21 protein-coding genes and 1 riboswitch are annotated in these 25,351 nt (G+C 65.7%); of the genes, 14 read left to right on the plus strand and 7 right to left on the minus strand.

Features of this window, described 5'->3' with window-relative positions:
• Window positions 1-413 precede the first annotated feature (413 nt).
• Window positions 414-725 (minus strand): pyrimidine/purine nucleoside phosphorylase, encoded by a 312-nt coding sequence (locus ABZW16_RS26070; RefSeq protein WP_354958668.1) that lies wholly within the window; start codon window positions 723-725, stop codon window positions 414-416.
• 98 nt (window positions 726-823) lie between these two features.
• Here ABZW16_RS26070 and ABZW16_RS26075 point away from each other — a divergent pair, with 98 nt between their 5' ends.
• The 3 genes from ABZW16_RS26075 (at window position 824) to ABZW16_RS26085 (ending at window position 3,221) form a co-directional block, all read left to right on the plus strand.
• Window positions 824-1,663, plus strand: a complete 840-nt coding sequence (locus tag ABZW16_RS26075) for a DUF72 domain-containing protein (RefSeq protein WP_354958669.1) — start codon at window positions 824-826, stop codon at window positions 1,661-1,663.
• A 92-nt stretch (window positions 1,664-1,755) separates the two neighbouring features.
• Window positions 1,756-2,592, plus strand: a complete 837-nt coding sequence (locus tag ABZW16_RS26080; RefSeq protein ID WP_354958670.1) for an alpha/beta hydrolase — start codon at window positions 1,756-1,758, stop codon at window positions 2,590-2,592.
• Window positions 2,593-2,762: 170 nt separating this feature from the next.
• Entirely contained in the window at window positions 2,763-3,221 is a 459-nt protein-coding gene (locus ABZW16_RS26085; RefSeq protein WP_354958671.1) for an SRPBCC family protein, read from the plus strand.
• Window positions 3,222-3,277: 56 nt separating this feature from the next.
• On the opposite strand, the gene ABZW16_RS26090 is transcribed toward ABZW16_RS26085, so the two are convergent.
• The 4 genes from ABZW16_RS26090 to ABZW16_RS26105 are packed head-to-tail and all read right to left on the minus strand — an operon-like array spanning window position 3,278 to window position 6,532.
• A complete protein-coding gene (locus ABZW16_RS26090; RefSeq protein WP_354958672.1) occupies window positions 3,278-3,904 on the minus strand; it encodes an MBL fold metallo-hydrolase in 627 nt (208 codons plus the stop codon).
• Window positions 3,901-4,986: an S-(hydroxymethyl)mycothiol dehydrogenase gene (locus ABZW16_RS26095; RefSeq protein ID WP_354958673.1), complete on the minus strand. Its 1,086-nt coding sequence runs from the start codon at window positions 4,984-4,986 to the stop codon at window positions 3,901-3,903. Before ABZW16_RS26095 ends, ABZW16_RS26090 begins: the two co-directional genes overlap by 4 nt.
• A gap of 8 nt (window positions 4,987-4,994) precedes the next feature.
• Complete coding sequence (locus ABZW16_RS26100; protein ID WP_354958674.1) at window positions 4,995-6,191, minus strand: FAD-dependent oxidoreductase; 1,197 nt, start codon at window positions 6,189-6,191, stop codon at window positions 4,995-4,997.
• A complete protein-coding gene (locus tag ABZW16_RS26105; protein ID WP_354958675.1) occupies window positions 6,188-6,532 on the minus strand; it encodes a bifunctional 3-phenylpropionate/cinnamic acid dioxygenase ferredoxin subunit in 345 nt (114 codons plus the stop codon). The genes ABZW16_RS26100 and ABZW16_RS26105 overlap by 4 nt, the downstream gene beginning before the upstream one ends.
• Before the next feature lie 194 nt (window positions 6,533-6,726).
• On the opposite strand from ABZW16_RS26105, the gene ABZW16_RS26110 reads away from it, so the two are divergent.
• The 11 genes from ABZW16_RS26110 (at window position 6,727) to ABZW16_RS26160 (ending at window position 22,643) form a co-directional block, all read left to right on the plus strand.
• Entirely contained in the window at window positions 6,727-9,174 is a 2,448-nt protein-coding gene (locus ABZW16_RS26110) for an FAD-dependent oxidoreductase (protein ID WP_354958676.1), read from the plus strand.
• A 4-nt stretch (window positions 9,175-9,178) separates the two neighbouring features.
• Complete coding sequence (gene solA / locus ABZW16_RS26115) at window positions 9,179-10,342, plus strand: N-methyl-L-tryptophan oxidase (RefSeq protein WP_354958677.1); 1,164 nt, start codon at window positions 9,179-9,181, stop codon at window positions 10,340-10,342.
• Between the two features lie 7 nt (window positions 10,343-10,349).
• Window positions 10,350-11,531 carry an aromatic ring-hydroxylating dioxygenase subunit alpha gene (locus tag ABZW16_RS26120; RefSeq protein WP_354958678.1) on the plus strand — a complete coding sequence of 394 codons (1,182 nt, stop codon included), beginning with the start codon at window positions 10,350-10,352 and terminating at the stop codon, window positions 11,529-11,531.
• A 6-nt stretch (window positions 11,532-11,537) separates the two neighbouring features.
• Entirely contained in the window at window positions 11,538-13,019 is a 1,482-nt protein-coding gene (locus ABZW16_RS26125; RefSeq protein WP_354958679.1) for an aldehyde dehydrogenase family protein, read from the plus strand.
• Between the two features lie 61 nt (window positions 13,020-13,080).
• Entirely contained in the window at window positions 13,081-14,610 is a 1,530-nt protein-coding gene (locus ABZW16_RS26130; protein ID WP_354958680.1) for an amino acid permease, read from the plus strand.
• Window positions 14,603-16,159, plus strand: coding sequence for a GMC oxidoreductase (locus ABZW16_RS26135; RefSeq protein ID WP_354958681.1), 1,557 nt, complete (start codon window positions 14,603-14,605; stop codon window positions 16,157-16,159). Before ABZW16_RS26130 ends, ABZW16_RS26135 begins: the two co-directional genes overlap by 8 nt.
• A gap of 61 nt (window positions 16,160-16,220) precedes the next feature.
• Window positions 16,221-18,065 (plus strand): putative nucleotidyltransferase substrate binding domain-containing protein, encoded by a 1,845-nt coding sequence (locus ABZW16_RS26140; protein ID WP_354958682.1) that lies wholly within the window; start codon window positions 16,221-16,223, stop codon window positions 18,063-18,065.
• Window positions 18,066-18,078: 13 nt separating this feature from the next.
• Window positions 18,079-18,864, plus strand: coding sequence for an IclR family transcriptional regulator (locus tag ABZW16_RS26145; protein ID WP_354958683.1), 786 nt, complete (start codon window positions 18,079-18,081; stop codon window positions 18,862-18,864).
• A gap of 244 nt (window positions 18,865-19,108) precedes the next feature.
• Window positions 19,109-19,207, plus strand: a riboswitch (glycine riboswitch).
• Between the two features lie 35 nt (window positions 19,208-19,242).
• Window positions 19,243-20,532: a serine hydroxymethyltransferase gene (glyA, locus tag ABZW16_RS26150; RefSeq protein WP_354958684.1), complete on the plus strand. Its 1,290-nt coding sequence runs from the start codon at window positions 19,243-19,245 to the stop codon at window positions 20,530-20,532.
• Window positions 20,529-21,884, plus strand: a complete 1,356-nt coding sequence (locus ABZW16_RS26155) for an L-serine ammonia-lyase (protein WP_354958685.1) — start codon at window positions 20,529-20,531, stop codon at window positions 21,882-21,884. The genes glyA and ABZW16_RS26155 overlap by 4 nt, the downstream gene beginning before the upstream one ends.
• 111 nt (window positions 21,885-21,995) lie before the next feature.
• Window positions 21,996-22,643 carry a tetratricopeptide repeat protein gene (locus tag ABZW16_RS26160; RefSeq protein ID WP_354958686.1) on the plus strand — a complete coding sequence of 216 codons (648 nt, stop codon included), beginning with the start codon at window positions 21,996-21,998 and terminating at the stop codon, window positions 22,641-22,643.
• A gap of 11 nt (window positions 22,644-22,654) precedes the next feature.
• Here ABZW16_RS26160 and ABZW16_RS26165 read toward each other — a convergent pair whose 3' ends face one another.
• Together ABZW16_RS26165 and ABZW16_RS26170 are read right to left on the minus strand one after the other, a co-directional pair.
• Complete coding sequence (locus ABZW16_RS26165; protein ID WP_354958687.1) at window positions 22,655-23,719, minus strand: alpha/beta hydrolase family protein; 1,065 nt, start codon at window positions 23,717-23,719, stop codon at window positions 22,655-22,657.
• A gap of 111 nt (window positions 23,720-23,830) precedes the next feature.
• The gene (locus ABZW16_RS26170) at window positions 23,831-25,228 is read right to left on the minus strand and encodes a metallophosphoesterase (protein ID WP_354958688.1); all 1,398 of its coding nucleotides are present in this window, start codon (window positions 25,226-25,228) and stop codon (window positions 23,831-23,833) included.
• Window positions 25,229-25,351 lie beyond the last annotated feature (123 nt).

The following is a 25,351-nucleotide window of genomic DNA, read 5'->3' on the forward strand; positions in this document are numbered from 1 at the left end:
CGGCACCCTGGAAAACACTGCCCTGTCCCGCTCCGTTGTGCAACCGCGGCTCGACTCGAGGTGATGACCTGGCCACCTTCACTGTCGATGCTGGATGTGCAGATGCGCTGACGACGCTGGCCGACACTCTGGAAACAACGGCCCTGTCCCGCGCCTGAGGGCAACCGCGGCTCGACTCGAGGTGATGACCTGGCCACCTTCACTGTCGATGCCGGATGTGCAGATGCGCTGACGACGCTGGCCGACACTCTGGAAACAACGGCCCTGTCCCACGCCTGAGGGCAACCGCGGAGGTCGAGGTCTCGGCTGGAACCGCGCCTCGACACCGGCGGCGTTGGCCGAGCCTCGGTTGGAACCGCGCGGGTCGGCATCCATGTTGCGGCGGGCCGAGGTGCGGGCGGATTGCGGTCGGATCAGCCGAAGTGGCAGACGTAGTGCAGGGTCGAGAGAACTTCGATCTCGAATGAGCTGTTGCCGGGGACATTGAAGGATTCGCCGCCGCGGTAGGTGGTGGCTTCGGTTTCTCCGGCCAGGGTGACCTTGCACTCGCCGTCGATCAGTTCCATGATCTCCGGCGCGACGGTGTTGAACGTCAGGGTCGACGGCTGGATCACGCCGACCGACTTCGAGGTGCCATCGGCGAGCCCGATGCTGTAGCTCACGCATTTGCCGTCGAAGTACACATTGGCCTTCTTGGCCACGCTGACGTTCTCGAACTGCGCCATGATCTCTTTCCCGAGGTGGTGGAGGTGGAGCCGTCAGCGTACGTGACCCGGGTCGACCGCCCGGGCGGCTGGGCACCGAGTGCGTTAGCGTCGCTGGCATGCGGCTTCACGTGGGATGTGCGATGTGGACGCACGCGGCATGGCAGGAACAGCAACCCGCGCCGGGGGAGCGGTTGCGGCACTACGCCTCCTGGTGCACTGCGGTGGAGGGCAATACGACGTTCTACGCGACGCCGACGCGCAATACGGTGCAGTCATGGGCGAAGCAGACCGGCTCCGACTTCCGATTCGTCATCAAACTGCCCAAGCCGATCACGCATGAGCGCAGGCTGCACGGTGCGGATGCCGAACTGCGGACCTTCCTGGACGCGATGGAGCCGCTCGGCCCCCGCATACACGCGCTGTGGGTGCAGCTGCCCGGCTCATTCGGCCCGACCGACCTCGGGACGCTGGCCGGATTCCTGCGCACACTGCCCGATTCGTATCGCTCGGCCGTCGAGGTCCGGCATCCCGCATTCTTCGAAAATGAGAGCGCCGCAAAGCAATTGGAGCAGGTGCTGGCGCGCGTCGGCGCCGAATGGGTGCCCTTCGATACCGCAACGCTTTTCGACGGGCCCGCCGAAAGTGCCGCGGAGGCCGAGGCGCGGGCGAAGAAGCCGCGGGTGCCGCGCCGCACCCGAGCGCTCACCGAATTCCCGATCGTGCGCTATCACGGCCGCGATTCGACGGAGCGGACGGTCGCGGGCTGGCAGCCGTGGCTCGATATCGTCACGGCATGGCTGCGCGAGGGCCGCTCACCAACGGTCTTCATCCACACCCCGGACAATGCCGCATCCCTGCATCTCGCCCGTCGCTTCCACGACGAGGTCGGCATGCGGCTGCCCGAACTCGAGCCGCTGCCCGAACCCATCCCGACCGAACCGATGACATTGTTCTGAATATCTCGAATAAATAACAATGCCGAATGCTTGCTCGGTTAGAATGGAGGTGTGTTGCCGCACTAGTGCCGAGCACGCCGATGGAGGAACCGATGAGTCAGGCCACCGTGCAGACCACTCCGTTCACCCTGCGCGGCGCGGCTGGCCCGCTGGCCGCCTGGGAATCCATCCCGCCGCGGGATGTCGAAACGCGCGGCACGGTGCTATTGGTTCCCGGCTTCACCGGCTCCAAAGAAGATTTCGAGGCCATGTTGCCGATTCTGGCCGCGGCCGGATTCCGGTGCGTCGCTTACGATCAGCGCGGTCAATGGCAGTCGGACGGTCCCGATGAGGTATCTGGGTACACCATGGCCGACTTTGCCGGTGACCTGATCCAGGTCGTCGACCAGATCTCGGACGACACTCCGATCCACCTGGTAGGCCATTCCTTCGGCGGCTATGTCGCCCGCGCCGCGCTGGTCGCCCGGCCGAACCGCTTCCGCAGCCTCACGCTGCTGGCATCCGGTCCCTACTTGACCTCCGACATCAACTTCACCCCGCCGCAACTGGTCGCTCAACTCATCGAAAGCGGTGGCCAGCAAGCACTTTGGGAGCAGATGAACCGGAGCCTGGCCAATCTGATCCCACCCGCCGAACTCGAATTCCTGCACAACCGGATGTTCGCGACCAAGAAGGCGAACATGATCGGCATCATGCGCGTCATGGATGGCCCGACCGACTACACCGCGGCCCTGCGCGCCACCGCCCTCCCGATCCTCATTGCCTACGGCAACTCCGGTGACGTGTGGCCCCCGAGCGTGCACGAGCGCTACGCGGAGGAATTGGACGCTCGCACAGCGGTTTACGAGGGCGTCGGCCACCTCCCCAACGAGGACCGCCCGGCCCGCGTCTGTGCCGATCTGGTCGCCTTCTGGAACGATTCCCACTGACGTTCGAACACGACCACACCCGAACCGTCCGTTGGCCCGCGCCGCCATGGGCCTGATCGTGTCGGTGATCTTTCAAAGCCCCGGCCAGCGGCAAGCGCATGCACGAGACCTATGAATACCGCATCACCTGGCAGCTACCTGTCTGAGAAGGCGCCTGCTAGCGTGCAGGCATGCAGGATAGCGTGACGGTTCGGATGGCAGCACCCGCCGAGAAGATCTGGGAGCTGGTCAGCGATATCACCAACACCGGGAAGTTCTCACCGGAGACCTTCGAGACCGAATGGCTCGGCGGGGCAACGGCTCCCGCGGTCGGCGTCAAGTTCCGCGGGCACGTCAACCGCAATAACTGGGGCATGAAGTATTGGACCGTCTGCCGGATCGTCGCATGCGAGCCCGGCCGCGAATTCGCATTCACCGTGCTCGGGCCGGGTGGGATGCCGGTCAATACCTGGCGCTACCGTTTCGAGCCCGTCGAGGGCGGCACCGATGTGACCGAATCGTTCCAGCTCAATACCGAGAACCTCGCGCTGCGGGTCTACTGGCTGATCGCCGGACGCGCCCGCGGCAAAACCAACCGCAATGGCATGCGCGAAACCCTCGAGCGCATCAAGGCATACGTCGAGGGCTGACCGAGATCAGGTGGCGGCCGGCTCCACCTGATCTCGAGCCCGGCACCGGGGCGGGTTCAGTGGCCGCGGGCGATCCAGTCGGCGAGCGCGGGTTTTTCGGTGCCGATGGTGGTGCCATCGCCGTGGCCGGTGTGGACCGTCGTGTCCTCGGGGAGGGTCAACAGGCGGTCCCGGATGGAGTCGATGATGGTGCCGAAGTCCGAGAACGAGCGGCCGGTGGCACCGGGGCCGCCGTTGAACAGGGTGTCACCCGTGAAGAGGGCGGTGGCCTCGGGCAGATGCAGTGACACCGAGCCGGGTGAGTGGCCCGGGGTGTGCAGGACTTCGATATCGGTGCCCGCCACGGTGATTCGCTGGGTGTCGGCCAATGACCCGTAGTCGACGGCGGGGTGGGTCATGCGCCACAGCGGATCGTCGGCGGGGTGCAGCAGGATCGGTGCGTCGAGCCGTTCGGCAAGTTCCGGTGCGGCGGTGATGTGATCGTTGTGACCGTGGGTGCAGACGATCGCGCGCACATTGCGCCCGCCCACCGCATCGATGATCGCGTCGGCGTCGTGCGCCGCGTCCACGATGACCACCTCGGTGTCATCGCCGATCAGCCAGACATTGTTGTCCACCGCCCAGGTGCCGCCGTCGAGGGAGAAGGTGCCGGAGGTGACGATCCGGTCGATGCGCAGGCTCACCAGACCACCACCGAACGCAGCACCTCACCCGCATGCATTGCGGAGAAGGCCTTTTCGACCTGGTCCAGGGCGATGCGCTCGGTGACGAAGCGCTCCAATGGCAGGCGGCCCTGCAGGTACAGATCGACCAGCATCGGGAAGTCGCGCTCGGGCAGGCTGTCGCCGTACCAGGAGGATTTCAGCGCGCCGCCCCGGGAGAACAGGTCGATCAGCGGCATATCGATGGTCATATCCGGGGTCGGGACGCCGACCAACACCACGGTGCCCGCCAGGTCGCGGCCGTAGAAGGCCTGCTTCCAGGTTTCGGGGCGGCCGACCGCGTCGATGACGACGTCCGCGCCGAAGCCGTCGGTGAATTCCTGAATCTGCTCGACGACATCGGCACTGGTCGCATCGATGGTGTGGGTCGCGCCGAATTCGGTTGCCCACTCGAGCTTTTGCGGGTCGCGATCGATGGCGATAATCGTCCGCGCACCGGCCAAGCGGGCGCCCACGATGGCGGCGTCGCCGACACCGCCGCAGCCGATGACCGCGACCGTATCGCCGCGCGAGACATTTCCGGTGTTCATCGCGGCGCCGATACCGGCCATCACGCCGCAGCCGAGCAGTCCGACGACGGCCGGGTCGGCATTCGGATCGACCTTGGTGCACTGACCTTCGTGCACCAGCGTCTTATCCGCGAACGCGCCGATGCCGAGGGCGGGGCTGAGCTCGGTGCCGTCGGTGAGGGTCATCTTCTTGCTGGCATTGTGGCTGGCGAAGCAGTACCACGGGCGGCCGCGCCGACACGCGCGACATTCACCGCAGACCGCGCGCCAGTTCAGGATGACGAAATCACCCGCGACGACATGGGTTACCGCGGCACCGACCGTCTCCACGATGCCAGCGGCCTCGTGCCCGAGCAGGAAGGGAAAATCATCGTTGATGCCGCCCTCGCGGTAGTGCAGATCGGTGTGGCACACCCCGCAGGACTGAATGCGCACGACCACATCGTGCGGCCCGGGATCCGGAATCACGATATCGACGATCTCGACCGGTGCACCCTTGCTACGGGCGATCACGCCACGCACGGTTTCGGACACGAATCCTCCTAGGAGATAGAGATGGCGCTGGAGATATCGATGGCGTCGGGGGTGAGCCGCTCGATGTGCTTGCGGTATCGGGTGAACAGGCGTGGGTTATCGATGGCGAATACAGCCACCGGTGCACCGTCGCGCTCGTACAGGACGGTGAACGACTCGGCGGACGCGTCGCCGTCCAGGAAGCGGACCGCGTCGGTCGCTCGGCTATGGCCCGCGAACTGCAGCATTCGTCCATATTGCCGCGACCAGAAATACGGCGTCGAGGTAGGTCGTTGTGCTGCGCCGACAATATCGGCCGCGGCGATGCGGGCCTGTACGGTCGCATTGGTCCAGTGCTCGCTGCGGTGGTGGCCGCCCAGTTCCGCGTTGTAGGCGCGGGCGCAATCGCCGATCGCGTAGATGCCGGGGATCGACGTGCGGCATCGGGAGTCGGTGACGAAGCCGTTGTCGATCTCGAGGCCGCAGTCGCGCGCCCACTCGGTATTGGGTACCGCGCCGATGCCGATGACCACGGCGTCGGCGGCGAGTTCGGTGCCATCGGTCAATTGAACCGCGCGGACGCGCTCGTCACCCAGGAATCGGTCGACCGCGACGCCGGTCAGCAGCCGTACACCATTGGCGGTGTGCATGGCGGCGCAAATCGGTGCGATCCGCGGTCCGAAGACGGCGGTGAGCGGTTCGGTGGACAGCTCGACAATGATCACCTCGATACCGAAACTCGCTGCAGTAGAGGCTATTTCGGAGCCGATTAGACCCGCGCCCACGATGACCACCGTGCGTGCGGTGCGCAGCGACGTGCGGATGGCGATGGCGTCCTCCAGCGTCCGTAGCGTGTGGACACCGCGCAGCGTCGGTGCGCCCGGCAGGGATCGGGCCCGCGCGCCTGTGGCGAGGACCAGGGAGCTTCCGCTGACTTGGCTGCCGTCGTCCAGGATGACGCCGGGCCCGTGCGCTGTCGAGGTGATCCCGACCGCCCGCCGCCCGAGCATCCAGTTCGCCTCGGCCACCTCGCCGAGCGCGATATCGACATCGTCGTGCAGGAAATCCTTGGACAGCGGCGGTCGGTCGTAGGGCAGGTGCGGTTCGTCGCCGACGACCGTGATGTCGCCCTCGTGACCGTATTCGCGCAGCTCACGGACCAGCGAGAAGCCGGCGAGCGATGCACCGACGACCACCACCGAGTCGGTACGCGATACCGCATTCATGAGGGCACCACCAGGACGTCGCCATCGACGACCCGGACCGCGTGGGTGCGCACCGCGATCTTGGCCGGCGGTCCGGATACCGCGCCGGTGCGCAGGTCGAAGCAGGATTCGTGCAGCGGGCATTCGACCGTGCAGTTCTCCACCCAGCCGTCGGCCAGCGACGCGTCCTGGTGCGTGCAGGTGTCGTCGATCGCGAAGAGGCCGTCCTCGGTGTGGAAAACCGCGATCGGCGCGCCACCGTCCGGCTGCACCGTGGCGACCTCGCCCACCGGCAGGTCGGTCAGGTGCGTGACGAACAGTTCCGCCGTGACGGTTTCCGGTTGCTCGGCAAGGGAACTCATCAGCCCTCCATAGTTGCTCATTACGCAACACATCTCAGATAACGCAACAGTGTCCTCGGGTTCGCCGTCGCCGTCAACCCCGGAGGCAACTTGTGAACAATTGGTTTCCAGCTGTTGACAGGCCGCCGGATCGGGTTGACCATTTGTTGCGTAATGCGATTGCGTTGCGCAGCAAGCAACATCGGAGGCACGTCTTGGCTCACCCGAAAGTTGTCGTCATCGGAGCCGGAATCGTCGGAACCTCTTTGGCCGATGAAATAACCTCGCGCGGCTGGACCGATGTCACCGTTCTCGATCGAGGTCCACTGTTCGCCACGGGCGGATCGACTTCGCACGCACCGGGTTTGGTGTTCCAGACGAATTCGTCCAAAACAATGACGGAATTCGCCCGGTATACGACGGAGAAATTCCTCGCGCTCGACCATCCGGAGGGTTGGGCCTTCAATCCGGTCGGCGGATTGGAGGTGGCGACCACGCCGCAGCGCTGGCGAGATCTGCACCGTAAGGCCGGGTGGGCGCAGTCCTGGGGCATCGAGGGACGGCTACTCGAACCTGCCGAATGCGCGGCATTGCACCCGCTAGTCGATGCCGACCGCATTCTCGGCGGATTCCACACTCCCACGGATGGTTTGGCCAAGGCGCTGCGCGCGGCGGCCGCGCAGGCGAGACTCGCGACCGCGCGCGGCGCTCGTTTTCGCGCACATCAGGAAGTGCTCGGCATTGTGCAGCGCGGCGGCCGAGTGGCGGGGGTGGAAACCGCCGACGGCATCATCGAGGCGGATATCGTCGTCTGCGCGGCGGGTTTCTGGGGCGCCGAATTGGCGAAACGGGTCGGGCTCGTGGTGCCGCTGGTGCCGATGGCGCATCAATACGCCAAGACGGGCCGAATCGCCGCCCTCGACGGACGCAATAGTGCATTGAATGAGGCCAGCCTGCCGATATTGCGGCATCAAGATCAAGATCTCTACTTTCGCGAACATCGCGACCGGATCGGTATCGGCTACTACGGGCACAATCCCATGCCGGTGGACCTGTCGACACTCGCCACCGCGAGTACGGAAATGCCATCCATGCTGGCGTTCACCGAGGAGGATTTCGCACCCGCCTGGCGAGAGTCCATGGAACTCCTACCGGCGCTGGGCGATTCGAAGGTAGAGGAGGGATTCAACGGGATTTTCTCGTTCACCCCCGACGGCTTTTCGATCATGGGCGAGCATCGAGATCTGGAGGGATTCTGGGTCGCCGAGGCGGTGTGGGTCACCCATTCGGCCGGTGTAGCCAAGGCGACCGCCGAGTGGATCATCGACGGCGCACCGCAAACGGACGTGCACGAATGCGATCTGTACCGCTTCGAGGATGTGGCCCGCAGCGACCGCTTTATTCTGGAGACGAGTTCGCAGGCATTCGTCGAGGTCTACGACATCATCCATCCGCACCAGTACCGAACGGCCCTGCGCGGACTGCGGACCAGCCCGTTCTATCCCCAGCAACAGCAGTTGGGCGCGTACTTCTTCGAGGGCGGAGGCTGGGAGCGGCCTGCCTGGTACGAGGCCAATGCCGAACTGGCGCAACGCCTTCGCGACCAGGGAGTGCCTTTTCCCGAGCGCGATGAGTGGTCGGGCAACTTCTGGTCACCGATCTCCATCGCGGAGGCGCGCTGGACCAGGGAGCGCGTCGCCATGTACGACATGACGCCGCTGACCCGGTACGAGATCGCCGGCTCCGGCGCATTGGAACTGCTGCAACGGCTGACCACCAATAACCTGGACAAGAGCGTCGGCTCGGTCACCTACACGCTGATGCTGGATGAGAACGGCGGTGTCCGTAGCGATCTCACCGTCGCCAGGTTGGCGCCCGAGCGATTCCAGGTCGGCGCCAACGGGCCATTGGACTTCGACTGGTTCAGTAGGCACCTGCCCGACGACGGGTCGGTGACGTTGCGTGACATCACCGGCGGCACCTGCTGTATCGGCGTCTGGGGTCCGGCCGCGCGAGATATGGTGCAGCCCTTGTGTTCCGATGATCTCTCGCATCAGGGTTTCAAGTATTTCCGGGCGCTGCAAACCTATCTCGGTGCGATTCCGGTAACGATGATGCGCGTCTCCTACGTCGGCGAACTCGGCTGGGAGATCTACACGACCGCCGAATACGGCAGTGCCCTCTGGGATCTGCTGTGGACGGCGGGGCACGCACACGAGGTCATCGCGGCGGGGCGCATCGCGTTCAACAGCCTGCGCATCGAAAAGGGTTACCGCGGTTGGGGAACCGATATGACCGCCGAACATCTGCCCGCCGCGGCCGGTCTCGATTTCGCGGTCCGCATGGCCAAGGACGACTTCGTCGGCAAAAAGGCGCTGGAGCAGGCGCGGCCACCCGCGAAAATCCTGCGCAGCATCGTATTCGACAGTCCGACGGCGGTTGTCCTCGGCAAGGAGCCGGTGTACGTCGACGGTGCGTGCGCGGGCTATGTCACCAGCGCGGGCTATTCCGCCACCATCGGCCACAGCATCGCCTACGCCTGGTTGCCAGCGGCCACGGTCCCCGGTGACGCGGTCGAGGTCGAATACCTCGGCACCCGCTACACCGCCATCGTGCATACCGAACCGGTGGTCGACCCCGATATGTCCCGGATCAGGAGGTAGCGAAATGACCACAGCTACAGACGGTTACGACGTCATCGTGATCGGTCTCGGCGGGATGGGCAGTGCCGCCGCCTACCACCTGGCCGCCCGCGGGCAGAAGGTACTCGGACTGGAGAAGTTCACGCCCGCCCATAACAAGGGTTCCAGTCACGGCGGCTCGCGGATCATCCGACAGTCCTACTTCGAGGATCCGGCGTATGTGCCACTGCTGCTGCGCTCCTACGAGCTGTGGGAGCGGCTGGCGGCCGACAGCGGCCGAGAAGTCGTCCGGCTCACCGGCGGTCTGTTCCTCGGGCCGCCGGACTGCCTGACGGTCGCGGGCAGCCTGCGCGCGAGCCGCGAGTGGTCACTGCCGCACGAAGTGCTCGACGCGGCCGATATCCGCCGGCGGTACCCGAACTTCACACCCGATCCCGGCGATATCGCGGTATACGAGGACAAGGCCGGATTCGCCCGCCCAGAGCTGACCGTCCAAGCGCATATCGATCTCGCACTGCGCTCGGGGGCGACGCTGTCCTTCGGCGAAGAGGTGCTCGACTGGGCGGAGACCGCTGACGGCGTGACGGTCACGACGGCACGGGCCACCTATCGCGCCGACCGACTCGTCATCTGCCCCGGCGCATGGGCGCCTCAGCTGCTGGCGGAGTTCGGCATCCCGATCACCATCGAGCGCCAGGTCCTGTACTGGCTCGATCCCATCGGCGGCACAACGGCTTTCGAGGACCAGCCGATCTACATCGCCGAAAACCGTTCCGGCATGCAGATCTACGGTTTTCCGGCGATCGACGGACCGACCGGCGGCGTGAAGACCGCGTTCTTCCGCAAGGGCATCGAGTGCACACCGGAGACCATCGACCGCGTCGTACATCCGCACGAGATCCAGGAGATGCGCGAGCGCGCCGCCGGACTGCTTCCGGCGCTGGACGGTCCGCTGGTCCACTCGGCGACCTGCATGTATTCCAATACGCCCGATCAACACTTCGTCATCGCCCGCCACCCCGACTCCACCCGGGTGACCATCGCGTGCGGCTTCTCCGGCCACGGCTTCAAGTTCGTCCCGGTGGTCGGCGAAATTCTGGCCGATCTGGCCATCGACGCGAAGACCGCGCATCCCATCACACTCTTCGACCCGCAAAGGCTGGTGACCAGTGGAAACAGCATCGCATAGCGATTCCATGGGGGGTGGCGGCCGGGCGACGGGTGGGCCGACCGCGGACCTCCCGCCGGTGGCTACCCCGGCGCTGATCCCGACCCTCGGCGGCAAGTGGTATGTCGAGGAGGCCATCTTCGCCGCCGAACAGGAACGCATTTTCGAGCAGATGTGGTTCTGCGCGCTCCGCTCCGCCGACCTGGCCGATCCGGGGCAGTTCAGGAAGGTGCAGGTCGGTCGCGAGAGCGTGCTGGTGGTACGCGGTCGGGACGGGCAGCTGCGCGCCTTCCTGAATATCTGCCGCCATCGCGGCGCGATGCTGTGCACCGAGGACGAGGGCCAGGTGCGGCGCAACCTGCGTTGCCCGTATCACGCGTGGACCTACGGCCTGGACGGCAAGCTCGTCGCCGCACCCAATATGGCTGCCCTCAAGGACGAGACCGGCGCGGATATCGACCGGGTCGCCTACGGTCTGGTCCCGGTGGCGCTGCGGGAATGGCTCGGCTACGCCTGGGTCTGCCTCGCCGACGAGCCGCCGTCGTTCGAGGACGATGTCATGGGCGCGGTCACCGAACGGCTCGGCAGCTCGACCGCGATCGACTCCTACGGCATCGAGCAGCTGCGGATCGGCCGCCGCGTGGTCTACGACGTCGCGGCGAACTGGAAGCTCATCGTGGAGAACTTCATGGAGTGCTACCACTGTGCGACCATCCACCCCGAGCTCACCGAGGTACTGCCGGAGTTCGCGGACGGCCTGGCCGCCCAGGTGTTCGTCGGGCACGGCGCCGAATTCGGCCCGGAAATCGCCGGGTTCACCGTCGACGGTTCGGCGGGATTCGAGCGGCTGCCGGGCGTGCGCGCCGAACAGGATCGCCGCTATTACGCGATCACGATCAAGCCGACGGTCTTCGTGAATTTGGTACCGGACCACATCATTTTCCATCGGATGTATCCGATATCGGCGGATCGCACCATTGTCGAATGCGACTGGCTCTACACCGCCGATGTGGTCGCGGAAGGCCGCGATGTATCGCATTCGGTCGAATTGTTCCACCGGGTGAACGAACAAGATTTCGCGGCATGTGAGCGAACCCAACCCACAATGTCCTCGCGCGCTTACCGTAGCGGCGGAGTACTTGTACCCGCCGAGCACCACATTTCCGAATTCCACACATGGGTGCACGGCTGTATCGGCGACGTGAGGTGACCTGAGATGAACGGCAACCCGGACCTGCTCATCGGCGGTGCATGGGCGCACGCCGCGGACGGCGGCCTGCGCGAGATCGTCAACCCGGCCGACGGCACGGTGGTGGCCACCGTGGACGAGGCCACACCGGATGATGCGCGCAGCGCGGTGGCCGCCGCCCGCGCGGCCTTCGACGACGGGGCCTGGGTTGCCACGCCGGTCGCCGAGCGCGCCGCACTCCTGGCGCGGATCGCGGACCTGCTGGCGCGGGACAAGGAGGAGTTGGCGCACCTCGAGACGGTCGATACCGGCAAGACGCTGGTGGAGAGCCGCATCGATATCGACGATGTGATCTCGGTGTTCCGCTACTACGCGAGTCTGGTCGTCGGGCAGGCCGATCGACTGATCGACGTGGGTGATCCAGCGGTGCTCAGCCGGGTGGTCCGGGAGCCGATCGGCGTCTGCGTGCTGATCGCGCCGTGGAACTATCCGCTGCTGCAGATGTCGTGGAAGGTCGCGCCCGCGCTCGCCGCGGGCTGCACGATGGTCGCCAAGCCCAGCGAGGTGACTCCGCTCAGCACCATTGCCTTCGCGCGCTTGGCGCAGGAGGCCGGTGTCCCCGCTGGAGTGCTGAATCTGGTGCAGGGCAGCGGTGCGATGCTCGGCGCGGCACTGATCGATACGCCGGATGTCGACTTCATCTCCTTTACCGGGGGCCTCGCGACCGGTAAGACGATCGCCCGGGTTGCCGCGGAGCATGTCACCAAGGTCGCGGTGGAACTCGGTGGCAAAAACCCGCACATCGTCTTCGCCGACGCCGACTGGGCGAGTTCGGTCGACCAGGTGCTGACCGGTGTATTCCTGCATTCGGGTCAAGTCTGTTCGGCGGGAACACGACTCATCGTCGAGGAGTCCATCGCCGATGACTTCGTCGCCGAATTGGCGCGCCGCGCCGAGCTGATCCGCGTCGGCCCCGGCCTCGACCCGGCCAGCGAGACCGGCCCGCTGGTCTCCGAGGCACACCGCGCGAAGGTGGAAGCGTATGTGGAGCTGGGCATTTCGGAGGGTGCGAAGCTGGTGACCGGCGGCGTCCGGCCGAGTGATCCGGCGCTGGCCGCCGGCAGCTTCTTCCTACCGACGATCTTCGACAACTGCGATCGGTCCATGCGGATCGTGCGGGAGGAGACCTTCGGCCCCATCCTCACAGTGGAGCGATTCAGCACCGAGGCCGAGGCGATTCGGCTCGGCAATGACACCGAATACGGTCTCGCCGCTGGTGTGCGCACCGCCGATCCGGCGCGCGGCGAGCGCATGGTGCGCGCATTGCGCCACGGCACGGTGTGGCTCAACGACTTCGGCTATTACGCCGCGGCCGCGGAATGGGGCGGGTTCAAGAAGTCCGGCAACGGACGCGAACTCGGCCCGACCGGACTGGCCGAATATCAAGAAATCAAACACATTTGGCACAACACGGCACCAAAGCCCGCGGAGTGGTTCAAGAGCGTCTGATCGAAATTTCAAATCTCGGCCGGACAGCCCGGACGGCCGCACCGCGAAAGGCACGATAGTAATGGTGGTCAAGGAACACAATGTGTCCGACGACAACGGCATGGAGGATTTCGGCTATAGGGAATCCCTGGACCGGAGTATCGGCAAGTTCGCCAGCTTCGCGGCCGGTGTCAGCTATATCTCGATTCTCACCGGTACGTTCCAACTCTTCTATTTCGGCTTCGGGACCGCGGGTCCGGCCTATCTCTGGTCGTGGCCTTTGGTTTTCGTCGGTCAGCTGGCGGTCGCCCTGTGTTTCATGGAGCTCGCCGCGAAGTATCCGGTCGCCGGGTCGGTGTACAACTGGTCCAAGGCGCTCGGCAGCCGGATCGTCGGCTGGTCCTCGGGGTGGCTGATGTTGACCGCTTCGATCGTGACGCTGTCGGCGGTAGTGCTTGCACTACAGCTGAATCTGCCACGACTGTGGAGCGGATTCCAGTTCATCGGTGACGGGACCGGTCAATACGACTACGCGACCAATGCGGTCGTGCTCGGCACGGTGATGATCGTATTCACCACGGCCGTCAACGCTTTCGGTGTGCGTCTGATGGCGATGATCAACAGTGCGGGCGTGTTCATCGAACTGATCGCCGCAGTACTGATCGCGATCATCCTGGCGGCCAACTGGACTCGCGGCCCGCAGGTGTTCTTCTCGACCCACGGCTACGGTGCGGCCGAATCCGGTGGTTACCTCAGCGCGTTCCTGGTGGCCACGCTCGCCTCCGGCTATGTGATGTACGGCTTCGATACGGCGAGCTCACTGGGTGAGGAGACGGTGGAGCCGCGGCGCACCGCGCCCAAGGCGATCCTGCGTGCCGTGCTCGCGTCGTTCGTCATCGGCGGGGCCATCCTGGTTTTCGCGGTGATGGCGGCGCCCGATCTCGATGATCCGCAGATCGGCAGCTCCAGCGGTGGTCTGCAATACATTGTCGAACAGGTGATGTGGGGTCCGCTCGGCACGATCTTCCTGTGTTGCATCGTGATCGCGGTGACGGTCTGTTCGCTGGCGGTGCACACCGCCGCCATCCGGCTGGCCTTCGCCATGGCCCGCGATAACGCGCTGCCGTTCGGCGACAAGCTCGCCCGGGTGCATCCGAAGACCCAGACCCCGGTGGTTCCGGCGGTGCTGATCGGTGTGCTCGCGGCGCTCATCCTGGTGATCAATATCGGTCAGCCGAAGATCTTCACGGTGCTGACCTCGATTGCGATCATCATGATCTACCTGGCCTACCTCATGGTGACCGGTCCGATGCTGAAGAAGCGGTTCCAGGGGCAGTGGCCGCCGAAGGATCTGCAGGCCGGCGGCTACTTCTCGATGGGTCGGTGGGGGATCGTCGTGAATATCGTTGCCGTGGTGTGGGGTATCGCGATGGCGTTGAACCTGGCTTGGCCGCGCGAGGCCGTCTACGGCAATCCCTGGTACAACACCTGGGGCGCATTCGTCTACATCGGTGCGATCCTCGGGGCCGGGCTGCTGTGGTATCTGGTCAAGGGCCGCAAGAGTATCGGGACATTGGCCTCGCATGCGGCGCAGGTGCGTTCCGATGTCTGACACGGTCTTCGACTACGTGATCGCGGGCGGCGGGACGGCCGGCTGCGTACTCGCCGCGCGGCTCAGCGAAAACCCGGATGTGACAGTGTGTTTGGTGGAGGCCGGGCCCACCGACGTCGGCGATCGCAATATCCTCGAACTCGCACAGTGGATGCACCTGCTCGATTCCGGTTACGACTGGGACTATCCGGTCGAGCCGCAGGAACGCGGCAACAGCTATCTGCGCCATGCCAGGGCGAAGGTGCTCGGTGGGTGTTCCTCACACAATTCGTGCATCGCGTTCTGGCCGCCCGCCGAGGGGCTGGACGAGTGGGCGGCGATGGGCGCCAAAGGCTGGGGTGCGGCCGAGGTGCTGCCCTATGTCGCGCGGTTGGAGAACAATCACGCGCCGGGGGAGCAGCACGGTCGCAGCGGGCCGGTGCGGCTGCGGGATATCCCGCCGAATGATCCGTGTGGTGTCGCCGTCCTCGAGGCCGCGGCGCTGGCCGGACTGCCGACCGTTGAATTCAACCGTGGCACAACGGTGCGCAACGGGGCCGGATGGTTCCAGATCAATGCGAGCGAGGACGGGACACGGATGTCGTCGTCGCACGCCTATCTGCATCCGATTCTCGGTTCGCGGCCCAATCTTGTGGTGCGCACGGGATGTTGGGTCAGTGAGATCCTGTTCGACGCGGCGCGCAACGCGACTGGTGTGCGCTATCAGCGGCCCGATCTGACCGGCTACGACACCGCCTCCGCACGGCGCGAGGTCATCGTGACCGCCGGAGCGATCGATACGCCGAAGTTATTGCTGCTGTCCGGAATCGGGCCCGCCGACCACCTACGGGAAATCGGGGTGCCGGTGCGGGTCGACGCGCCGGGTGTCGGCTCGAATCTGGACGACCACGTCGAAGGTCTGGTGTTCTGGGAAGCCGCGCAACCCATGATCGGCACCTCCACCCAGTGGTGGGAGATCGGGGTATTCGCCACCTCGGACGAAACGCTTCGCGTGCCCGACATCATGATGCATTACGGCAGCGTGCCGTTCGATATGAACACGCTGCGGCACGGCTACCCGACCACCGATAACGGCTTCTGTCTGACACCCAATGTCACCCAGGGGCGTTCGCGCGGCACGGTCCGATTGCGCACCCGCGACTTCCGCGATCGGCCGAAGGTCGACCCGCGGTACTTCACCGATCCGGACGGCCACGACGAACGCACCATGCTCGCCGGCGTCCGGTTGGCACGCGAGATCGCCGAGCAGGCGCCGTTGCGGGAGTGGATCGCGCGAGAACTCGCACCCGGCCCGGAGGCGGTCACCGACGACGAGCTGCTGGACTACATTCGCGCCACCCACAACACCGTCTACCACCCGGCGGCAACGGCGCGGATGGGTGCGCCCGACGATCCGATGGCGGTGCTCGATCCGGAGCTCCGGGTCAAGGGCGTCTCCCGATTGCGGGTAGTCGACGCTTCGGCGATGCCGAAATTGCCCGCCGTGAACCCCAACATTACTGTCATGGCCATGGCAGAGAAGTGCGCGGACCTGATCAGGGAAACCTGAGTCCGGGGTGCCGGAGGGCGAGCTAGCGGCGTTTCTGGGTGACCACGCGCCGTTCCAATCGATGACGCCGCCCGAGCTGGACAAGCTCGCGGCGGCTTCGTCGTTGCACGAGTTCGCCGTCGGCGAGGTGATCGCCGACTACTCGACGCAGGTGCCCGATGACGTCTGGATGCTGTGGACGGGTGCCGTCACGCTGCAGGGCACCGGCACCGACCCCACGAGTCGGCGGCGCTCGGGTTCCGTCGTTCAGGCGGGGGACGCTGGCGGGGGCGACGACGGTGGCGCGACGATCGACACCGTCGAGTCCGGCGGCATCTTCGGCTATGTGCCGCTGCTGACCGGTGGCAGCGCCGAATTCGTGGCGCGGGCAACCGAACCCAGTGTGCTGATCCGGCTGCCCGGCGTACTGGTCCGGGAGCAGTTCGCCCAACCGGACGGACTTGCCTTCCTCGCCTCGTCGGCGTGGAAAACGGTATCGGGCAATCGGACCCCGGTGGCATCCGTGCTGGGCAACCGCCCGGTCGGTGAACTCGTTTCCGGCACAGTGGTTTTCGTGACACCGGACACCGGTGTTCGGGAGGCCGTCGTCCGGATGACCGATCAGCGCGTCTCCGCCGTGCTGATCCGGTTGCCGGACGGCGAACTCGGCATCTTCACCGATCGCGATCTGCGCACGAGGGTGGTGGCGGCCGGACTTCCGGTCGACGTGCCGATCTCCCGGGTGATGAGCGCACCGGCCCGTCGGGTCACCGCCGATCTGACCGCCGAGACCGTGCTCATGGAGATGCTCGAATGCGGGCTACGGCATATGCCGGTGCTCTCGCGACGGGGCGAGGTGCTCGGCGTGCTCGAGGACGCGGACCTGCTCGCGGCATCGGCGCGCCAGAGTTTCGTATTGCGTCGCTCGATCGGGGCGGCCACGGATGCGGTCCAGTTGCAGCGGGCAGCGCGCGAGATCACGGCGACGGTGGTCGACCTGTTCCGCAATGGCACGAAGGCTTCGGCGACCAGCGGGATCCTCTCGGTCGTCATCGACTCGGTGGTCCGCAAGGCGCTCGAGCTGGCATTGGCGGAGTTCGCGGATGCACCTGGTGACGGATTCGCCTGGTTGATCCTCGGCAGCGTCGCGCGCCGGGAGGCCATGCCGTCATCGGATGTCGACAGTGCGCTCTCGTGGTCCGACGAATTGTCCTCGGCCAGTGGGCAATTGCGCGCTGTCGCGGCGCGCGTGCACGCGATTCTCGATGCCTGCGGACTACCTGCGGACAGTAATGGGGCCATCGCCGCGAAGCCGAAGTTCGCCCGGTCGCGCACCGAATGGGCGCGGGCGGCCGAGGGCTGGCTCGACGATCCGCTGCAGGATCGGGGGCTGATCCTGTCGTCGCTGCTCATCGACGGGCGGGTGGTGTGGGGCGACGCCGCGCTGCATACCGTGCCAGCGGCGTTCGGGCGGATGCGGGCCGAACACCCGAATGCGCTGCGGCTGCAACTGCTGGACGCGTTATCGGGACGGGTGCGGACACGGTCACTGCGCGATGTGCTGTCCCGGCGCGGCGGCACCTTCGACCTGAAGAACCATGCGCTGGCGCCGATCGTCAACCTGGCGCGCTGGGGTGGGCTGGCGGCGGGCGTGACCTCGGCGTCCACCCCGGTGCGATTGGCAGCGGCGGCGAGTGCTGGTGCGCTCACCGATCGGGATGTCACCATGCTGACCGAGGTCTTCGTCATGTTGCAGCGCCTGCGGATGGTGCATCAGGTCGAGCAGTTGTCGGCTGGGCACAGTCCCGGCGATATTGTCATGATGTCGGAACTCTCGCCGTTGAATCGGAGCCTGCTCAACGATGCCCTGCGCGAAATCGCGGCGGTGCAACGACGGGTCGGCAGCATGGGAGCCACAACCACCTAGAATGGCGATTGTCATGGCGAAACAAGGTGTCGAGGACAACGGGCGGACGGCCGCGGTGCAGTCCGTCGACCGAGCGCTGCTGGTCATGGAGATCATTGCCAAGCTCGGGCAGGCGGGCGTCACGGAGATCGCCGGCGAACTCGGCGTCCACAAATCTACCGTTTCGCGGTTGATCGCCGTGCTGGAATCGCGGGGATACGTCGAGCAACTGTCCGAGCGCGGCAAGTATCGGCTCGGTTTCTCGATCGTTCGGCTCGCCGGATCCACCAGTGCCCAGGTCGATCTCGTCGGACAGAGTCAGAGCGCCTGCAACGCGCTGGCGATCGAGGCCGGTGAGACGACCAATCTCGCTGTGCTGGACGGTAGTCGGATCATCAATATCGCCGAGGCGCACGGGCCGGGTTCGATCGCGTTGCGGTCCTGGGTCGGTCAGAGTTGTCCGGCGCACGCCACCTCCAGCGGCAAGGTACTGCTCGCGGATCTGGAGCCGGGGGAGATGCGCAAGCGCGTCGGCGCCAAACTCGAGGCATTCACCACCAATACGCTGACCAGGGTCGCCGACCTCGCCGCACAACTCGTCGCGGTGCGCGAGAACGGCTGGGCCGATGTACGCGAGGAACTGGAGATCGGCCTGAACGCCGTCGCCGCGCCGGTCTACGACAGCACCGGTGCCGTCGTTGCGGCATTGAGCGTTTCCGGCCCGGCCTACCGCCTGAGTCCGGACCGCTTCGCCGACGTGGCCCAACTGACCATCGCCAGCGCCGCCGATATCAGCCGCCGCCTCGGTTATCTGGGCTGAACTCCCGCGCCGAGTGGGATCGAAAGTTATCTGATCTCGGTTGTCCTTCTCGTGTTGACATGGGGTTGGGTTGGTCCAATACTGAGTTGCGTATGGAGCTTCGTGTTGCGACTTACGCAACTTGTTGGCTTCTTGCGAAACCGAATATCCGCCGTTCGACGTGCAGCGGGAGATCTCCACACCGTATGTGGAAGCCGAAGGAGCAACACCTCCCGGGAATCTCTCAGGCCCAGGACCGCTGCGCTCAGGCAACTCTGGAAAGCAGTGCACGCGCACTCGCCGACGGGGCAAACGCACCGACCGGGTGCGTGAATCTCTCAGGCCATTGGACAGAGCGGGAGGAGCCACCTACGCGCACGCGTCGACGAAAGGCTCCCCATGGCCGACTCCGCTATCCGAACCGAACTCGATGCCACACTGCGCGAATTCGACCCGCTCGTCGCCGAATTGGTGGACCGGGAGGTCGACCGTCAGCAGCACGGGCTGGAGATGATCGCATCGGAGAACTACGCGCCGCTCGCGGTGATGCAGGCGCAGGGATCGGTGCTGACCAATAAGTACGCCGAAGGATATCCGGGGCGTCGCTACTACGGCGGGTGCGAGCATATCGACCAGATCGAGTCGCTGGCGATCGAGCGACTGCGCGGGCTCTTCGGCGCCGAATACGTGAACGTGCAACCGCATTCGGGGGCGCAGGCGAATGCGGCGGCGATGCACGCGGTGCTGCGGCCCGGTGACGGCATCCTCGGGCTGGCGCTGGATCACGGCGGTCATCTCACGCACGGGATGAAGATCAACTTCTCCGGACGGCTCTATGACGTCGCGGCCTATCACGTTCGGGCCGAGGACCATCTCATCGATATGGACGAGGTGCGCAGGCTCGCCCACGAGCACCGGCCGAAGCTGATCGTGGCGGGGTGGTCCGCCTACCCGCGCCATCTCGATTTCGCCGAATTCCGCCGCATCGCAGATGAAGTCGGCGCGTATTTGATGGTGGATATGGCGCACTTCGCCGGTCTGGTCGCGGCCGGGCTGCATCCCTCGCCGGTGCCGCACGCGCATATCGTCACCTCGACAACCCACAAGACGCTCGGCGGACCCCGTGGCGGATTCATTCTCGCGGTCGAGGAATTGGCCAAGAAGCTGGGTTCGGCGGTCTTTCCCGGACAGCAGGGTGGGCCGCTCGAGCATGTGATCGCGGCCAAGGCCGTCGCGTTCAAAATGGCGAGCGAACCGGTGTTTCGGGAACGTCAGGAGCGCACTCTCGCCGGTGCGCGCCTGCTCGCCGAACGGTTGCTCGCCACGGACTGCCGGGCGGCGGGCATCAATGTCGTCAGCGGCGGCACCGATGTGCACCTGGTGCTCGTCGATCTGCGCGATTCCGAACTCGACGGTCAGCAGGGGGAGGATCTGCTGCACGACATCGGCATCACGGTGAACCGCAATGCCGTTCCGTTCGATCCGCGCCCGCCGATGGTCAGCTCGGGACTGCGGATCGGCACGCCAGCGCTGGCCACCCGCGGGTTCGATATCGAGGCGTTCACCGAGGTCGCCGATATCATCGCGGTCGCGCTACTGCGGGGGCAGTCCATCGCCGAATCGACCGAGCGCGTCGATGCGCTGGTACGCCGGTTCCCGCTGTACCCGGGTCTGCGCGGTACGGCATGACGGTCAGCATTTTCGATCTGTTCCGGGTCGGCATCGGGCCGTCGAGTTCGCATACGGTGGGACCGATGCGGGCGGCGGCGCGGTTCATCGATCGGCTGAAATCCGATGGGGTGCTGCACCATACGGCTGCCGTACGGGTGCAGTTGTATGGATCACTCGGCGCGACCGGGCGCGGGCACGGCAGTATCGAGGCGGTCGTCACCGGATTGTCGGGGGAACGACCCGAGGTGGTCGAGCCGAAGGTGGTGGCGCGCACCACATCCGACGTGCGCGCCACCGGCATGCTGCACCTGGGCGGCGTGCACCCGATCGGCTTCCTCATCGAGGAGGACATCGAACTCCTCGGGCGGACCAAACTCGCCTTCCATAGCAATGGCATGCTGTTCCGCGCTCTCGACGATGTCGGATGCGTGCTCGGTGAACGCCAGTTCTATTCCGTCGGAGGTGGTTTCGTACTCGACGAGGACGAGATCGCTGGACCGGCCGAGGTCGTGGCCGTGCCGCATCCATTCCGTTCGGGGCGCGACCTGCTCGCTCTCGCGGCGAACCAGCCGATCAGCGCCATTGTGCTGGCGAACGAAATGTCTTGGCGCAGTGCCGATCACATCCGTGCCGAGCTGCTCGATATCTGGGCCGTTATGCAGGATTGCGTCCGACGTGGCATGACCACCCGCGGTGTCCTGCCCGGCGCGCTCAGTGTGCGGCGGCGGGCAGCGGCACTGCACGATCGCCTGATATTCGAAGCCGATGAAACAGATCCGCTGCGTGCGATGGAATGGGTGACCTTGTTCGCGATGGCTGTCAACGAGGAGAACGCGGCGGGCGGACGCGTCGTCACCGCACCGACCAATGGCGCGGCGGGCATCATTCCCGCGGTGCTGCACTATATTCAGCGGTTCGTCACCGACAGCGCGGACGCCGTGATCGAATTCCTGCTGACCGCAGGGGCGATCGGCCAGCTGATCAAGGAGAACGCCTCCATCTCCGGCGCCGAAGTCGGCTGTCAAGGCGAGGTCGGCGCGGCCTGCGCCATGGCCGCCGCCGGACTCGCCGCCGTACTCGGCGGCACCCCGGCCCAGATCGAGAACGCCGCCGAAATCGGCATCGAGCACAACCTCGGCCTGACCTGCGACCCGATCGGCGGCCTGGTCCAGATCCCCTGCATCGAACGCAACGGCGTCGCCGCTGTCAAGGCCATCACCGCCGCCCGAATGGCCGTCCGCGGCGACGGCATCCACCACGTCTCCCTCGACCAGGCCATCCGAACCATGCGCGCAACCGGTGCCGACATGCTCGACAAGTACAAGGAGACCTCCCAGGGCGGCCTCGCGGTCGCCGTCGTCGAATGCTGAGGCCGCAGAGATCGTCGGGCAGAACTGTGGGCGGCGTCGATCAGTGGTCGCGGGGCGCATAATCGTCCGGAAGGCTGAGATCCACTCATATCCGAGCCCGGGAGAATGGCCGTGGACTACTACGATCTCGGAACTTATGCGCGGCCGGTGACGACGGTGTCGGCTGCCGCGCAGCGGTGGTTCGATCGCGGGCTGATCTGGACATACGCCTTCAACCATGAGGAGGCGGTGCGGTGCTTCGAGCGGGCTGCACAGCTGGATCCGGGGTGCGCGATGGCCGCCTGGGGGGTGGCATATGCGCTGGGGCCGAATTACAACAAGCCGTGGGAGTTCTTCGACGAGACGGAGTTGGCCGATACGGTCGCGCGGACCCATGACGCCGCCCGCAAGGCCGCCGAACTCGGGGGTTCGCAGGTCGAGCGTGCGCTGATCGAGGCATTGGCCGCGCGGTACCCAGCGAAGGTGCCCGATGGGGACGGGTCGGTCTGGAATGCCGAGTATGCCGCGGCCATGCGCGGCGTCTACCAGCGGTTTCCGGATGATCTCGATGTCGCAACGCTGTTCGCCGACGCGCTCATGAATCAGACGCCGTGGGCGCTGTGGGATCAACGCAGTGGTGCGCCTCGGCAAGGCCGGGGAGGCCCGAATCATCGCCCAGCAGCTGAAATTGGCCACGGCCGTGGCGGATGCGCCGATCGATGCCTCGTGCTTCTGCCGATTGTCCGCGATCGGTCACGTGGATACGCGCTGCTGCGGTGAGCCCGAGTGAGTCAGGAGATATCGCCGAGCCCATTGCTGAGCACCGGCCACGAATCCTTCAGCGCGCGTTCCCAATAGCCCCAGGAATGGGTGCCGGTGGGTTCGAGATCAAAGGTGGCGGGAATGCCGAGCTGATTCAGCCGGTCTCGCAGATTGCGAGTGCACCAGGCCGTGGCTCCCTCGATGGCGCCGCCCATGGTCACCTGGAGCGGGAGCCCACCTTCCGCCGGGGTCTGGGTATGCGGATCGGTGGGATTGTCGTAGGGCCCCGGCATTCCACTCCCCGCCGACAGGTATAAATTCAACCCGCGCAGCCCCTCGGCATTCACATACGGATCATGGGCCGCCCACATCGGATCCTGCGGCGGCCCATACATATTCACCGGATCTCCGTGCCCCTTGCGCACCGACATTTCGACGAATGCCTGCCCGACCGGATCACTGATCTGCGCGCACCCGCTGAACGCGCCGACGGAGCGGTACCGCCCGGGATTCGAAATCGCCAGCGACAGCACCGATGTGCCGGACGTGGAGATCCCCGCAATGGCATTGCGCCCATTGGTCCCCAGCGCCGCATCGATCAACGGCGGCAATTCGCGAGTCAAATACGTCTGCCACTTATTGACCCCCAACACCGGGTCCGCCGCACGCCAATCGGCGTAGTAGCTGTACGCCCCGCCGATCGGCTGCACCACATTGACGTTCTTATCGCCGAAAAACCGCATGACATCGGTCTTCGTGGCCCACGTCGAACCATCGGTGCCGCCATCCACCCCGGCCAGCAGATACACCGTCGGCCGTGCCGCACCGGTATCCGCGGGCCGCTGCACCTGCACCGAAAGCTCCCGGCCCATCGCCCCCGAATACACCGTCAATGTCAGATTGCGAGCATCACGAATATCGACCGCGGCAATCCTCGACCCATCCTCGGTCGTCACCGACGCCAACACCGAACCGTTGGCAATGATCGGGTCCGGCGGCGTCGCGTTCGAACGAACTCCGGCCGCGATGGATCCACTCCCGAGCACAGCCGCGGCGGCGATTACCGAGGCCAATCGAAGACCACCAACACCCATCGGCTCCCAACCTCTCCCGAATCGGCCGCACTGAACATCACGCTCGTTCCCGTATACAGCACCCAGCACGTTTGTGCACACAGGTGGCGGTGGAAGCCACGCCGCTCGTAACTACCGGCCAGCCCGCAGACCGGAGAAGTCGCGGAGTACGGCGTGATTGCGGTCGGCGCAGCTGCCGAGTGCGTGATCGGGGTGCAGGCCGAGGTATTGGCGGCGGGTGCGGGTGCTCCAGCGGCGGGCGGATTCGGTGCGGGTCTTGTAGAAGTTGACCGTGTACCCACCCTCGTAGAGGCGCAGCAGACTGTAGCCGCCCGGATATTCCTTGGTGGCCGCGACTTCCAGGAATTCGACATCGACACCGGAGTCGGGACGGTTGCGGCGATTGCGGTGGGTGTGCCCGCAGTGGTGCAGGAATACGCCAGGAGTGTCGCGATAGAGGGTGTGTAGGGCGGCGGCATTCGTGCGGTCGAGGACGAATCCGGGGCCACCCGGATTGCTCACCGCCGCATGGGAAGTCACCGGATGGTGGCCGAAGACCAGGGTGGGCCGGTCGGGGTCGGCCGCGAGCACCTCACGCAGATGCGCCAATTGCGGTGCCACGATGGTGCCGCCGGATCCGCGCAGCCGGGTGGTGTCGAGGCCGATCATGCGCAGTTCGCCGACACGATGCTCGACCAGGCGTTGGCGGGCATGAAATATCTTGCCCCAGTGGTCGATTCGGTGCTCATCCGGCTTATCGTGGTTACCGCGGCAGACGAAGTAATCGCGGCCGAGGACACCCCACCTGTCGAGCCGCTTGCGCACGCCGAGGCACTGTTCGAGGGTGCCGGTATCGGTGAGATCACCAGCGACGATCAGCTGATCGGCCGCGCGGTCGGGTCGGCGCAGATCATCGAGCAATGCCGTCAGCATGAAGTCCGGATAATGCTCGGTATCGTGGCTCAGACCGGTGGGCAGTCCGGCCACGACCAGGCCGCTGCTGTGTTCCCCGTAGTGCACATCGTTGGCGAGTGCGATGGTGTGCAGCAGCCGTCCCGGCGGCGGGGTAGCGGTGGTGAATGTGCCGGTGGATTCGGGTGTTCCGGCGCGGCGGGTCACCAGGGTGCGGGCGGGGACGGCGCGGCGCCCGTCCGAATAGGCCGCGAACCGGTAGGTGCGGCCGGGCTCGAGTCCGTCGAGTTCCGCGTAGTGGTAGGCGGTCGGCCGGGAGTCCAGGTAGTGCGGCTGCGCCGACAACCGGCCGTCGACCGGTGCGATCCTGACCTCGGTATCGGCGGGTACCGGGCGGGTCCGCCCGTAGCGGTCGCGGGCACGCGTGGTCCAGGTCAGGATCGCCGAGCGATCGGTCACCGTGACCACCTCGAGGTCGGTGGCCACCATCGAATCCCGACGCACCCGAACGGAATCGGCGCCTCTCGGGTGCGCGTAGAGCGGAGTTCGCACGGTGACCGCCGCGGCGCCCGCTGCCACATTCGCCAGCCACAGGGTCCGAAGTCGCGGATCGAGCATGGTGATCTCCGTTCGCCTCTGTCCCCGACGGTACGGTTGCCGGTTGAACGCTCGGGTCCGCGCACATGACAGGTCGGCTTCCGTTATCGAACATTCGAGCGGTATCGCCGGGCGTGGGGATTT

The organism is Nocardia sp. NPDC004604 (assembly GCF_040609795.1).
Taxonomy (GTDB): Bacteria; Actinomycetota; Actinomycetes; order Mycobacteriales; family Mycobacteriaceae; genus Nocardia.

Excerpts from the sequence above, each read along its gene's own strand:
- ABZW16_RS26070 (WP_354958668.1), bottom strand. The coding sequence starts at position 725 with ATGGCGCAGTTCGAGAACGTCAGCGTGGCCAAGAAGGCCAATGTGTAC.
- ABZW16_RS26075 (WP_354958669.1), top strand. The coding sequence starts at position 824 with ATGCGGCTTCACGTGGGATGTGCGATGTGGACGCACGCGGCATGGCAG.
- ABZW16_RS26080 (WP_354958670.1), top strand. The coding sequence starts at position 1,756 with ATGAGTCAGGCCACCGTGCAGACCACTCCGTTCACCCTGCGCGGCGCG.
- ABZW16_RS26085 (WP_354958671.1), top strand. The coding sequence starts at position 2,763 with ATGCAGGATAGCGTGACGGTTCGGATGGCAGCACCCGCCGAGAAGATC.
- ABZW16_RS26100 (WP_354958674.1), bottom strand. The coding sequence starts at position 6,191 with ATGAATGCGGTATCGCGTACCGACTCGGTGGTGGTCGTCGGTGCATCG.
- ABZW16_RS26105 (WP_354958675.1), bottom strand. The coding sequence starts at position 6,532 with ATGAGTTCCCTTGCCGAGCAACCGGAAACCGTCACGGCGGAACTGTTC.
- solA (WP_354958677.1), top strand. The coding sequence starts at position 9,179 with ATGACCACAGCTACAGACGGTTACGACGTCATCGTGATCGGTCTCGGC.
- ABZW16_RS26120 (WP_354958678.1), top strand. The coding sequence starts at position 10,350 with ATGGGGGGTGGCGGCCGGGCGACGGGTGGGCCGACCGCGGACCTCCCG.
- ABZW16_RS26125 (WP_354958679.1), top strand. The coding sequence starts at position 11,538 with ATGAACGGCAACCCGGACCTGCTCATCGGCGGTGCATGGGCGCACGCC.
- ABZW16_RS26130 (WP_354958680.1), top strand. The coding sequence starts at position 13,081 with ATGGTGGTCAAGGAACACAATGTGTCCGACGACAACGGCATGGAGGAT.
- ABZW16_RS26135 (WP_354958681.1), top strand. The coding sequence starts at position 14,603 with ATGTCTGACACGGTCTTCGACTACGTGATCGCGGGCGGCGGGACGGCC.
- ABZW16_RS26140 (WP_354958682.1), top strand. The coding sequence starts at position 16,221 with ATGACGCCGCCCGAGCTGGACAAGCTCGCGGCGGCTTCGTCGTTGCAC.
- ABZW16_RS26145 (WP_354958683.1), top strand. The coding sequence starts at position 18,079 with ATGGCGAAACAAGGTGTCGAGGACAACGGGCGGACGGCCGCGGTGCAG.
- glyA (WP_354958684.1), top strand. The coding sequence starts at position 19,243 with ATGGCCGACTCCGCTATCCGAACCGAACTCGATGCCACACTGCGCGAA.
- ABZW16_RS26155 (WP_354958685.1), top strand. The coding sequence starts at position 20,529 with ATGACGGTCAGCATTTTCGATCTGTTCCGGGTCGGCATCGGGCCGTCG.
- ABZW16_RS26165 (WP_354958687.1), bottom strand. The coding sequence starts at position 23,719 with ATGGGTGTTGGTGGTCTTCGATTGGCCTCGGTAATCGCCGCCGCGGCT.
- ABZW16_RS26170 (WP_354958688.1), bottom strand. The coding sequence starts at position 25,228 with ATGCTCGATCCGCGACTTCGGACCCTGTGGCTGGCGAATGTGGCAGCG.